A 13,681-nucleotide genomic window follows, 5' to 3' on the forward strand; every position below is an offset into this window, starting at 1 on the left:
ATGGACAACGAACAGAAGCTCCGGGACTACCTGAAGCGGGCGAGCGCCGACCTCAAGCGCTCCCGGGCCCGCGTTCAGGAACTGGAGGACGCGGCCCGCGAACCCATCGCCATCGTCGGCATGAGCTGCCGCTACCCGGGCGGGATCACCGGTCCGGAGGACCTGTGGCGGATGCTCGCGGAAGGCCGCGACGGCATCACCGGATTCCCCGCCGACCGGGGCTGGGAGCTCGACGAGCTCGACACCGCCACCCGCTCGGGCGGATTCCTGCACGAGGCCGCGGAGTTCGACGCGGACTTCTTCGGGATCTCGCCGCGCGAGGCGCTGGCGATGGATCCGCAGCAGCGGCTGCTGCTGGAGACCACCTGGGAGGCGTTCGAGCGCGCCGGGGTGGATCCGGGCTCGATCCGGGGCAGCCGCACCGGAGTCTTCATGGGCGCGATGGCCCAGGACTACCGGCCCGGCCCGGACGACGACGTGGACGGCTTCCGGCTCACCGGCAACAGCGGCAGCGTGCTCTCCGGGCGCCTGGCCTACACGTTCGGCGCGGTGGGGCCCGCGGTCACCGTGGACACGGCGTGCTCCTCGTCCCTGGTGGCGCTGCACCTGGCAGCGCACTCGCTGCGCGCGGGGGAGTGCTCGCTGGCGCTGGCCGGCGGTGTCACGGTGATGTCCGGCCCGGCCACGTTCCTGGAGTTCTCCCGGCAGGGCGGGCTCGCCGCGGACGGGCGCTGCCGCTCGTTCGCCGACGCGGCCTCGGGCACCGGCTGGGGCGAGGGCGTCGGCGTGCTCGTGCTGGAGCGGCTGTCCGATGCCCGGCGGCGCGGGCACGAGGTGCTGGCCGTGGTGCGCGGGAGCGCGGTGAACCAGGACGGCGCCTCGAACGGGCTCACGGCCCCGAACGGGCCATCGCAGCAGCGCGTCATCCAGCAGGCGCTGGTGAGCGCGCGACTCGCGGCGTCCGAAGTGGACGCGGTGGAGGCGCACGGCACCGGGACCGTGCTCGGCGATCCGGTGGAGGCGCAGGCGCTGCTGGCGACGTATGGGCAGGATCGGGAGCACCCGCTGCTGCTGGGTTCGGTGAAGTCGAACCTGGGGCACACGCAGGCGGCGGCGGGTGTCGCGGGTGTGATCAAGATGGTGCTGGCGATGCGGCACGGGGAGCTGCCCCGCACCCTGCACGTCGACCGGCCCTCGTCGCACGTGGACTGGGAGTCCGGTGCGGTCCGGCTGCTCACCGAAGCCGCGCCCTGGCCCGAGCCCGACCGGCCGCGCCGCGCCGGGATCTCCTCCTTCGGCATCAGCGGCACCAACGCGCACGCGATCATCGAGCAGGCACCCGGAACCGAGCAGGCGTCCGAGCCGGTCGAGCACCGCGGGCCGGCCCCGGTGGTGCTGTCGGCGAAGACCGGTGCCGCGCTGCGCGCGCAGGCCACCCGGCTGCTGGCCTTCCTGGACTCCGCCGAGTGCACCGCGCTGGAGGTGGCCCGTTCCGCCGCGGCCCGCGCGGACCTGGAGCACCGGGCGGTGGTCACCGCCGCCGACCGCGCGGAGCTGCGCTCCGGGCTGGCCGCGCTCGCCGAGGACACCGACCACCCCGGTCTGGCCCGGGGCACCGCGCGGGCCGGCGGCCTGGCGTTCCTGTTCACCGGCCAGGGCGCGCAGCGGCCCGGTGCCGGGCGCGAGCTGCACGCGCGCTTCCCGGTGTTCGCCGACGCGCTGGACGAGGTGTTGGCGGAGCTCGACGGGCACCTGGACCGGCCGTTGCGGGAGGTGCTGTTCGCCGAATCCGGCAGCGCGGCGGCGGAGCTGCTCGACGAGACCGGGTACGCCCAGCCCGCGCTGTTCGCGATCGAGGTCGCGCTGTTCCGCCTCGTCGAGTCGTGGGGACTGCGTCCTGATCACGTCGTCGGGCACAGCGTCGGCGAGATCAGCGCCGCGCACGTCGCCGGGGTCTTCGACCTCGCGGACGCCTGCGCGCTGGTGTGCGCGCGGGGCAGGCTGATGCAGGCGCTGCCGCGCGGCGGCGCGATGATCTCGTTGCGGGCGGCCGAGGACGAGGTGGTCCCGCTGCTGACCGAGCGGGTCTCGCTGGCGGCGGTGAACGGCCCGGAGTCCGTTGTCGTCTCTGGCGCGGAGGACGAGGCGCTGGCCGTGGCCGAGCACTTCGCCGGGCTCGGGCGCCGCACCAAGCGGCTCGCCGTGAGCCACGCCTTCCACTCCCCGCTGGTCGAACCGATGCTGGCGGAGTTCCGAGCGGTCGTGGCCGGGCTCTCCCCGCGCGAACCCCTGCTGCCCGTGATCTCCACCCGCACCGGGCGGCCCGCCGGCGCGGGGGAACTCGCCTCGGCCGAGCACTGGGTGGAGCACGCGCGCGGCACCGTCCGCTTCGGCGAGGCCGTGCGCTGGCTGGACGAGCACGGCGTGCGGTCCTTCGCGGAGCTCGGCCCGGACGGGGTGCTCAGCCCGATGGTGCCGGCGAACCTCGCCGAGCAGCGCCCGGAAGCGGTGATCGCGCCGCTGCTGCGCGCGGACCGCCCCGAGCTCGCCGCGCTCACCGGCGCGCTGGCCGACCTGCACGTGCGCGGCGGTGGCCCGGACTGGGCCGAGTTCTTCGCCGCCACCGGTGCGCGCCGGCTGGACCTGCCCACCTACGCCTTCCAGCGCCGCCGGTTCTGGCCGAAGGGCCGCCCGGACGGGGACGTGCGCGCGGCCGGGCTCGGTGCGGCGCACCACCCGCTGCTGGCGGCGGCGGTGTCACTGGCGAACTCGGACGGCGTGCTGCTCACCGGCAGGCTCTCGGCGAGCACGCACCCGTGGTTGGCCGAGCACGTGGTGGGCGGTGCGGTGATCGTGCCCGGCGCCGCTCTCGTCGAGCTCGCGCTGCGCGCCGGGGACGAGGCGGGGTGCGACCGGGTCGAGGAGCTGACGCTGGCCGCCCCGCTGGCGCTTCCCGAGCGGGGCGCCGCGCAGGTGCAGGTGTGGCTCGGCGGTCCGGACGACGCGGGACGGCGCGAGCTGAGCCTGTACTCCCGGCCCGATGACGTCGGGGAGCAGCCCTGGACCCGGCACGCCACCGGCGTGCTCACCACCTCCGGCCGGGCCGAGCCCGAGGGCTTCGGCGCGCAGTGGCCGCCCGCCGGGGCGCGGCCGGTGGACCTGGACGGGTGCTACGAGCGGCTGGCCGCGAGCGGGCTCGACTACGGCCCCGCCTTCCGGGGCCTGCGCGCGGCCTGGCGCCGCGAGGACGAGGTGTTCGCCGAGGTGGAGCTGCCCGAGCGGGCGGCTGCCGAGGCGGGCGCGTTCGGCGTGCACCCGGCGCTGCTGGACGCGGCGCTGCACGCTGCCGCGGCCGCCGGGCTCGGCGGGACCGGGGGCGCGGTGCTGCCGTTCTCCTGGGAGGGCGTCGCGCTGCACGCGACCGGTGCCGCGCACGCCCGGGTGCGGCTGACCCGCACCGGTTCGGACGCGCTGGAGGTGCGGCTCGCCGACCGGACCGGCGCGCCGGTGGCCTCGGTGGAGGCGCTGGTGCTGCGCCCGCTCGACGTCCGCTCCGCACCGGCGCGGGACGCGCTGTTCCGCCCGGAGTGGACGCCGGTCGCGGCCCGGGGCCCGGCACCCGCGATCACCGTGCTGGGCGCGTCGGAGCTCCCGCTCGACGCGCCTCGGGTGGCCGGGTTCGACGAGGTCCCCGACGGCACCGGCGTCGTGCTCGTCCCCGTGCCCGGGGCGGCCGACCCGACCGGGGTGCACGCGGCCGTCGCGCGGGCGCTGGAGCTCGCCCAGGACTGGGTCGCCGAGGACCGCCTCGCCGACGCCCGGCTGGTCTTCACCGGACGCGGTGACGACCTCGCCACCGGTGCGGTCCGGGGCCTGATCCGCTCCGCGCAGACCGAGCACCCGGGCCGGTTCGGCCTGCTCGACCTCGACGCGGACGCGCCCGCCGAGCTGATCGGGAACGCCCTCGGCCTCACCGGGGAACCCCACCTGTCCATCGCGGACGGGCAGGTGCGCGCCGCCCGGCTCGCCCGCGCGAGCGCGCCGGAACCCGCGCCCCGGGGCTGGGATCCCGAGGGGACGGTGCTCATCACCGGCGGCACCAGCGGGCTCGGCGCGCTGTTCGCCCGCCACCTCGTCGCCCGCCACGGCGTGCGGCACCTGCTGCTGAGCAGCCGCCGCGGCCCCGAGGCCGAGGGCGTCGACGAGCTCGTCGCGGACCTGGCGGAGCAGGGCGCGGAGGTCGCGGTCGCGGCCTGCGACGCGGCCGACCGGGCGGAGCTGGCCGCGCTGCTGGGCGAGCTCCCCGCCGAGCACCCGCTGACCGCCGTGCTGCACACCGCCGGGGTGCTCGACGACGGCGTGCTGGGTTCGCTCACCCAGGAGCGGACCGCCGCCGTGCTGCGGCCGAAGGTCGATGCCGCCTGGAACCTGCACGAGCTCACCCGCGAGCTCGACCTGGCCGCCTTCGTCACGTTCTCCTCGCTGGCCGGGACGCTCGGCGCCGCCGGGCAGGCGAACTACGCGGCCGGGAACGCCTTCCTCGACGCCCTCGCCGCGCGGCGCCGCGCTGCCGGGCTCCCCGCGCTCTCGCTGGCCTGGGGACCGTGGGCCGCGGCCGGGATGACCGGTGCGCTCACCGGATCCGCCCTGCGCGGGCTGGCCGACGCGGGCACCCCGCCGCTGGAACCGGAGCAGGGGACGGCGCTGTTCGACGCGGCCCTCGGCGCCGGTGAGGCCGTGCTGGTGCCGGTGCGGCTCGACCTGCCCGCGCTGCGCTCGCGCGGTGAGATCCCCGCCGCCCTGCGCGGCCTGGTCCGCGGCCCGGCGCGGCGCACCGCGAGCGACGGCGCGGAATCCGGGCTGGCCCAGCGGCTGTCCGGGCTCGGCGCGACCGAGCGCACCGAAGCGGTGCTGGATCTGGTGCGCGGCCGGGTCGCGGCCGTGCTCGGCCACGCCCGGTCCGAGGACGTCGACCCGGAGCGCGCCTTCCAGGACCTCGGCTTCGACTCGCTGACCGCCGTGGAGCTGCGCAACCGGCTGAGCACCGCCACCGGCCTGCGGCTGTCCGCGACCGCGGTGTTCGACCACCCGACGGTGCGCGCGCTGGCCGCGCACGTGCGGGACGAGCTGGTCGGGGCGGACGCCCCGGCCGACGACGCGACCGGCGTCGCCGTCTCCGGCGATCCGATCGCCATCGTCGGCATGGCCTGCCGCTACCCGGGCGGGGTCGCCTCGCCCGAGGATCTGTGGCGGCTCGTCTCCGAGGGTGTGGACGCGATCACCGGTCTTCCCGCGAACCGGGGCTGGGACCTCGACGCGCTCCACGACCCGGACCCGGACCACCCGGGCACCTCCTACGCGCGCTCCGGCGGATTCCTGCACGACGCGGCCGAATTCGACCCGGCGTTCTTCGGGATGAGCCCGCGCGAGGCGCTGGCCACCGATCCGCAGCAGCGGCTGCTCCTGGAGTCCTCCTGGGAGGCCGTGGAAAGCGCCGGGATCGACCCGGCCGCGCTGCGCGGCAGCCGCACCGGCGTGTTCGCCGGGGTGATGTACAACGACTACGGCACCGTCCTCGCGGGCGGAGAATTCGAGGGCCACCGGGGCAGCGGCACCGCGCCGAGCATCGCCTCCGGACGGGTGTCCTACGCGATGGGGCTGGAAGGCCCCGCCGTCACGGTCGACACCGCCTGCTCCTCCTCGCTGGTCGCGATGCACTGGGCGATGCAGGCGCTGCGCGCGGGCGAGTGCTCGCTGGCGCTGGCCGGGGGCGTGACCGTGATGTCCACGCCGACGGCGCTGATCGAGTTCTCCCGGCAGCGCGGGCTGTCCCCGGACGGGCGGTGCAAGGCGTTCGCCGATTCCGCCGACGGCGTCGGCTGGGCCGAGGGCGTCGGGGTGCTGGTGCTCGAACGGCTCTCCGACGCGCGCCGGAACGGGCACGAGGTGCTCGCCGTGGTGCGGGGGTCCGCCGTCAACCAGGACGGCGCCTCGAACGGGCTCACCGCGCCGAACGGCCCCGCGCAGCAGCGGGTGATCCGGCAGGCGTTGGCCGCCGCGGACGTGTCCGCCTCGGAGGTGGATGCCGTCGAGGCGCACGGGACCGGGACTTCGCTGGGCGATCCGATCGAGGCGCAGGCGTTGCTGGCGACCTACGGTCAGGGTCGGGAGCACCCGCTGCTGCTGGGTTCGGTGAAGTCGAACCTGGGGCACACGCAAGCGGCGGCGGGTGTCGCGGGTGTGATCAAGATGGTGCTGGCGATGCGGCACGGCGAGCTGCCCCGCACCCTGCACGCCGAGACCCCTTCCGGGCACGTGGACTGGGAATCCGGCTCCGTCGCGCTGCTGACCTCCGCGACCGCCTGGCCCCGGACCGGGCGACCCCGCCGCGCCGGGATCTCCTCCTTCGGCATCAGCGGGACCAACGCCCACCTCGTGCTGGAGCAGCCCGAAGCCGACGAGGACGCACCGCCCGCGCGTTCCGCCGAGCCCGTCGTGTGGCCGCTGTCCGGCCGCAGCCGCGCCGCGCTGCGCTCCCAGGCCGCCCGGCTCGCTTCCGCCCTGGACGCCGCCCCGGAACTCGACCCGGCCGACGTGGCGCACTCGCTGGCCACCACCCGCACCTCGTTCGAGCAGCGCGCCGCCGTGGTCGGCACCGGCCGCGAGGCGCTGCTGGACTCGGTGCGCGCGCTGGCCGCCGGCCGCCCCGACGCGGCCGTCGTCGAGGGCGAGGCCGGGACCGCGGGCCGGCTCGCGGTGCTGTTCACCGGTCAGGGCAGCCAGCGCCCCGGCATGGGCGCCGAGCTGCACCGCGCCCACCCCGCCTTCGCCGCCGCGCTGGACGAGGTGCTGGCGCACCTCGACGCCGAACTGGACCGCCCGCTGCGCGAGCTGATCTTCGCCGAGCCCGGCGGGCCCGACGCGGCGCTGCTGGAGCGCACCGGCTACGCCCAGCCCGCGCTGTTCGCGCTGGAGGTCGCCCTCTACCGGCTGGTCGAGGCGCACGGCGTCGTTCCCGCGCAGCTGGCCGGGCACTCCCTCGGCGAGCTGGTGGCCGCGCACGTCGCCGGAGTGCTGTCGCTGCCGGACGCCGCGAAGCTGGTCACCGCCCGCGCCCGGCTGATGGAGGCGCTGCCCGAGGGCGGCGCCATGATCGCCGTGCAGGCGGCCGAGGACGAGGTCGCCCCGCTGCTCACCGAACGGGTCTCGATCGCCGCCGTGAACGCGCCCGGCTCGGTGGTGCTCTCCGGGGACGAGGCGGAGGTCACCGCGCTGGCCGAGCGCTTCGCCGACCGCCGGACCCGGCGGCTGCCGGTGAGCCACGCCTTCCACTCGCCGCTGGTGGAGCCGATGCTCGCCGAGTTCCGCGCCGTCGCGGAGTCCCTGACCTACCACGCCCCGGCGATCCCGCTGGTGTCCAACGCGACCGGTGCCCTCGCCGGGGACGAGGTGCGCACGCCCGAGCACTGGGTGGCGCACGTTCGCGCCACCGTCCGGTTCGCCGACGGGTTGCGCGCCGCCGCCGAGGCGGGGGCCCGCACCTTCCTGGAGCTCGGGCCGGACGGGGTGCTCAGCGCGCTCGTCCCGGACGTTCTCGGCACCGAGGCCGAGGCGGTGCCCGCCCTGCGCGCCGACCAGCCGGAGCGGACCGCGCTGCTGACCGCCCTGGCGCGGCTGCACGTGCGCGGGGTGCCGGTGTCGCTGACCTGGCCGGGGGCGCGGGCCCGGCGGGTGCCGCTGCCCACCTACGCCTTCCAGCACGAGCGCTACTGGCCCGAACCGGTCGCGGCGAACCAGCCGGGAGATCCCGCCGACGAGCGGTTGTGGGCGGCGGTGGAGCGCGGGGCAGGCGAGGAGCTGGCGGAGCTGCTCGGCCTGGAGGATTCCCAGCACGCCTCGCTGTACGCGCTGCTGCCCGCGCTGGCGTCCTGGCGGCAGGGCAGGCAGGAGCAGGCGCTGCTGGACTCCTGGCGCTACCGGGTGGACTGGCGGCCGCTGAGCACGCCCGCCCCGGCCGTGCTCGACGGCTGCTGGTTGCTGGTGGGCACCGCGGAGACCGGCACCGGCGAGGTGGCCGACGCCGTGCGCGCGCACGGCGGACGGGTCGTCGAGCTGCTGCTCGACGTCGAGGACGACCGCGGCTCGGTGGCCGCGCGGCTCGGCGGCATCGAGGCACCCGCCGGGGTGCTCTCGCTGCTGGCCGCCGACGAGCGGCCGCACCCGCTCGGTGCCGCCCTGAGCACCGGGCTCGCGCTCAACGCCGTCCTCGCGCAGGCCCTCGACGACGCGGCGCTGGACGCTCCGCTGTGGATGATCACGCGGCAGGCCGTCTCCACCGGCGCGGACGATCCCCTCGGCCACCCCGCCCAAGCCGCCACCTGGGGTCTCGGACGGGTCCTCGCGCTGGAGCACCCGCACCGCTGGGGCGGGCTCGTGGACCTGCCCGCCGAGCTGGACCGGCGGGCAGCGGCGCGGCTGGCCTGCGCGCTCGGCGGCCTCGACGGCGAGGACCAGCTCGCGGTGCGCGCCGCGGGGATCTCCGGGCGCAGGCTGCTGCGCCACCCGGGAAGCGGGCGTGCCCGCGGGCTCACCCCGGACGGGACCGTGCTCATCACCGGCGGCACCGGCGCGCTCGGCGCCGAGATCGCCCGAGCTCTCGCCGAGGCCGGAGCGCCCCGGCTGGTGCTCACCAGCCGTCGCGGCCCCGACGCCCCGGGCGCCGCGGACCTCGCCGATCAGCTCCGCGCGCTCGGCGCGCAGGTGCACCTCGCGGCCTGCGACGTGGCCGACCGGGACGCGCTGGCCGTGCTGCTCGCGGAGATCGGCGCGGAGCTGAGCGGCGTGGTGCACGCGGCGGGCACCGGGCAGGCCGCCGCGCTGCGCGACACCCCGCTGCCCGAGTTCGCCGAGGTGCTCACCGCCAAGGTCGCCGGGGCCGTCCACCTGGACGAGCTGCTGGCCGAGACCGACCTCGACTTCTTCGTGCTGCTGTCCTCCATCGCCGGGGTCTGGGGCAGCGGCGGGCAGAGCGCCTACGCCGCCGCCAACGCCCGGTTGGACGCCCTCGCCGAGCACCGCAGGGCCCGCGGCCGCACCGCCACCGCCGTCGCCTGGGGACCGTGGGCGGGAGCCGGGATGGCCGCCGACGAGGCCGTGGCCGAGGACCTGCGGCGCACCGGGCTGCGCCCGCTGGCGCCCGCCGCCGCGCTCGCCGAGCTCCACCGCGCCGCCACCGGCCCGGACGCGGCGGTGACCGTGGTCGACGTGGACTGGCAGCGCTACCACCCGGTGTTCACCGCCGCCCGGCCCAGCCCGCTGCTGTCCGAGCTGCCCGAGGTCCGCGAACTCGACCGCGCCACCCCGGAATCCGGCGGCGAGCTCGCCGGGCGGTTGCGCGGGCTGGGGGAGGAGGAGCAGCTGGCGGTGCTGCTGGAGCTGGTGCGCGCCGAGGCGGCCGCCGTGCTCGGGCACTCGGGGGCGGAGTCCGTCCCGCAGCGGCGCGCGTTCCGCGACATCGGCTTCGACTCGCTCACCGCCGTGGAGCTGCGGCAGCGGATCTCCCGCGCCACCGGCCTGGCGCTGCCCAGCACGCTGGCGTTCGACCACCCCAGCGCCCAGGCGCTCGCCGCGCACCTGCGGGCCGAACTGCTCGGCGCCGGGGCCGGTGTCGAGGCCCGGTCCGAGTCCGGGGACGCCGCCGAGCCGATCGCGATCGTGGGGATGGCCTGCCGGTTCCCCGGTGGTGCCGACACCCCCGAGCGGTTCTGGGACCTGATCGCCGAGGGCGTGGACGCGATCTCCGAGTTCCCGGTCGACCGGGGCTGGGACGCCGACCGGATCTACGACCCGGACCCGGACCGCGCCGGGACCACCTACTCCACGCAGGGCGGGTTCCTGCACGACGCGGGGCGGTTCGACCCGGCGTTCTTCGGGATCTCGCCGCGCGAGGCGCTGGCGATGGATCCGCAGCAGCGGCTGCTGCTGGAAACCGCCTGGGAGGCGTTCGAACGGGCCGGGATCGACCCGGGCGCGCTGCACGGCAGCCGCACCGGGACCTACGTCGGGTCCAGCTTCCAGGACTACGGCACCGGTTCCGCCGACGGCTCCGAGGGCCACGCCGTCACCGGCACCAGCCCGAGCGTGCTGTCCGGGCGGTTGTCCTACCTGTTCGGCCTGGAGGGCCCTGCGGTCACCGTGGACACCGCCTGCTCGTCCTCGCTGGTGGCGCTGCACCTGGCCTGCCAGTCGCTGCGCGGCGGGGAGAGCGACCTCGCGCTGGCCGGGGGCGCCACCGTGATGGCGGATCCGGCGGCGTTCATCGCGTTCAGCCGCCAGCGCGCGCTGGCCCGCGACGGGCGCTGCAAGGCGTTCTCCGACGCCGCCGACGGCATGACGCTGTCCGAGGGCGTCGGGCTGCTGCTCGTGGAGCGGCTCTCCGACGCCCGCCGGAACGGGCACCCGGTGCTGGCGGTGGTGCGCGGCAGCGCGGTGAACCAGGACGGCGCCTCGAACGGGCTCAGCGCCCCCAACGGCCCTTCGCAGCAGCGCGTCATCCAGCAGGCGCTGGCCAACGCCGGTCTGTCCACATCGGACGTCCAGGCGGTCGAGGCGCACGGGACCGGAACGGCGCTCGGCGATCCGATCGAGGCGCAGGCGCTGCAGAACACCTACGGCCGCGACCGCGCCGCGTCCGGCCCGCTGCTGCTCGGCTCGGTGAAGTCGAACCTGGGGCACACCCAGTCCGCCTCCGGAGTGGCCGGCGTGATCAAGATGGTGCTGGCGATGCGGCACGGGCAGCTGCCCCGCACCCTGCACGCCGAGCGGCCCTCCACCCACGTCGACTGGTCCGCGGGCGCGGTCTCGCTGCTGCGGGAGAGCACCGGGTGGCCCGAGACCGGCGGCCCGCGCCGCGCCGGGGTCTCCTCCTTCGGCATCAGCGGCACCAACGTGCACCTCGTGCTGGAGCAAGCCCCCGAATCCGCCTGGCCCGAACCGGCCGACCCCGGAACGGCGGTCGTCGAGAGCGCGCCCGCTCCGGCGCTGCCGTGGGTGCTGTCCGCGCGCGGCGAACCGGCGCTGCGCGCCCAGGCCGCCCGGCTCGCCGAGGCGGTGAGCGGGCTGCGGCCCGCCGACGTGGCGCATTCGCTGCTGACCACCCGTGCCCGCTTCGAGCACCGCGCGGTGCTCGTCGGATCCGGACCCGGGGAGCTGCGCGCCGCGCTCGCCGAGTTCGCCGCGGGCCGCCCGGCCCCCGGAGTCGTGCACGGCGAGGCGGACGCGGCGGGCGGCACCGCGTTCGTGTTCCCCGGCCAAGGCGCGCAGTGGGCCGGGATGGGGGCCCGGCTGCTCGACGAGTCCCCGGTGTTCGCGGCCCGCGTCGCGGAGTGCGCCGCCGCGCTGGCCCCGTTCGTCGACTGGTCGCTCGCGGACGTGCTGCGCGGCGCCGAGGGCGCGCCCTCGCTGGAGCGGGTCGACGTGGTGCAACCCGCCTCGTTCGCGGTGATGGTCTCGCTGGCCGCGCTCTGGCGGCACCACGGCGTGCACCCGGACGCCGTCCTCGGCCACTCCCAGGGCGAGATCGCCGCCGCCTGCGTCTCCGGCGCCCTGTCCCTGCCGGACGCGGCCCGGGTGGTGGCGCTGCGCAGCCAGGCCATCGCGCGCGGCCTCGCCGGGGCGGGCGGGATGCTGTCGATCGCGCTGCCCGTCGCCGAGGTCGCCCCGCTGCTGGACGAGGGGGTTTCCGTCGCCGCCGTGAACGGGCCGCGCTCGGTCGTGGTCTCCGGCGATCCGGCCGCCCTGGACGAGCTGCACGCCCGGTTGACCGGTGCGGACGTACGGGCTCGCCGCATCGCGGTGGACTACGCCTCGCACTCCACGCACGTCGAAGCCCTGGAAGCCGAACTGCTCGACGTGCTCGCTCCGGTGCGCCCGGTCGCCGCCGAGGTGCCGTTCTTCTCCACCGTCACCGGGGACTGGCTCGACACCACCGGGATGGACGCGGCCTACTGGTACCGGAACCTGCGCCGCACCGTGGGCTTCGACCCCGCCGTGCGCGCGCTCGCCGAGCAGCGGTTCGGGGTGTTCGTCGAGATCAGCCCGCACCCGGTGCTCACCCCGGCGGTGCAGGAGATCGCCGAGCAGACCGGAGCCGCCGCGCTCGCGGGCGGCACGCTGCGCCGCGACCACGGCGGGCTGGACCGCTTCCTGCTCTCGGCGGCGGAGCTGTTCGCGCGCGGTGTGCGGGTGGACTGGGGCCCGGCGCTGGCCGGCACGGGGGCGCGGCGGGTCGAACTGCCCACCTACGCCTTCCAGCACGAGCACCTGTGGGCGCTGCCCGCCGCGCCGAAGCCGGCGGCGGGGGAGGCCGGGGCCGCCGAGGCCGGGTTCTGGGCCGCCGTGGAGCAGCAGGACCTGGCGGCGCTCACCGACCGCCTCGACGTGGACGAGGACTCGCTGGCGGCCGTGCTGCCCGCGCTGTCGTCCTGGCGCCGGGGCAGCACCGAGGCGTCCACCGTGGACTCCTGGCGCTACCGCGTCGCGTGGCGCCCGCTGCGGCCGGAGGGCGCGGCGGAGCTGAGCGGTGCGTGGCTGGTCGTCGGCGACGCCGCCGCGCGGGGCCCCGCCGACGAGGTCGCCGCCGCGCTGAGCGCGCACGGCGCCGAGGTGCACCGGCTCCCGCTCGACGAGACCTCCCTGGACCGCGCCGAGCTCGCCGAACGGCTCGCCGCCGAGGCGCCGCCGGAGCTCGCGGGCGTGGTCTCGTTGCTGCCGTTCGCCGAACGGCCCGTCGAGCCGCACCCGGAGCTCGCGCTCGGTCTCGCGCTGGGCCTCGTCCTGCTCCAGGCCCTCGGCGACGCCGGGATCGACGCCCCGCTGTGGGCGCTCACCCGCGGCGCGGTCGCCACCGGCCGCACCGAGCGGGTCGTGAACCCGGTGCAGGCGCAGAGCCACGGCCTCGCCTGGACGGCCGCGCTGGAGCACCCGGCGCGCTGGGGCGGTGCGCTCGACCTCCCCGACCCGCTCGACGAGCGGGCCGGGCGGCGGCTGGCCGTCGCGCTGTCCGGCGCGACCGGCGAGGACCAGCTCGCGCTGCGCGCCTCCGGCCTGTTCGCCCGCCGCGTCGTGCGCGCCCCCGCGGGCGACCGCGCTCCCGCCCGCGAGTGGCGGCCGCGCGGCACCGCGCTGATCACCGGTGGCTCCGGCACCCTCGCCCCGCACCTGGCCCGCTGGCTCGCCGCGCGAGGCGCCGAGCACCTGGTGCTCACCAGCAGGCGCGGCCCGGACGCGCCCGGGGCGGCCGAGCTCGTCGCGGAGCTCGCCGAGCTGGGCACCACCGCCGAGGTCCTGGCCTGCGACCTCGGCGACCGCGACTCGGTGCGCGGCCTGCTCGACGGGCTGCGCGCCCGGGGCCGCGTGGTGCGCACCGTGCTGCACACCGCCGCGTTCATCGGCTTGCAGTCCCTCGACGAAGCCACCCCGGAGTCCGCGGCCGAGGTGCTGCGGGCGAAGGTGCGCGGCGCGGAACTGCTCGACGAGCTGCTCGACGACACCGAGCTGGACGCCTTCGTGCTGTTCTCCTCCACCGCCGGCATGTGGGGCAGCGGGCAGCACGCCGCCTACGTCGCGGGCAACGCCCACCTCGCCGCGCTCGCCGAGCACCGCCGCGCCCGCGGCGCACCCG

Annotated in this window: 1 protein-coding gene (running past one end of the window); it reads left to right on the top strand. The window is 77.2% G+C overall.

All coding sequences use genetic code 11. The features are described from left to right. Positions 1-13,681 carry the start of a type I polyketide synthase gene (locus ACL03H_RS00455; RefSeq protein WP_412808989.1) on the top strand. Its footprint extends 14,057 nt past the window's final position, so only the first 13,681 of its 27,738 coding nucleotides appear in the window; it begins with the start codon at positions 1-3; the stop codon falls past the right edge of the window.

The organism is Saccharopolyspora antibiotica (assembly GCF_047200635.1).
Taxonomy (GTDB): Bacteria; Actinomycetota; Actinomycetes; order Mycobacteriales; family Pseudonocardiaceae; genus Saccharopolyspora_C.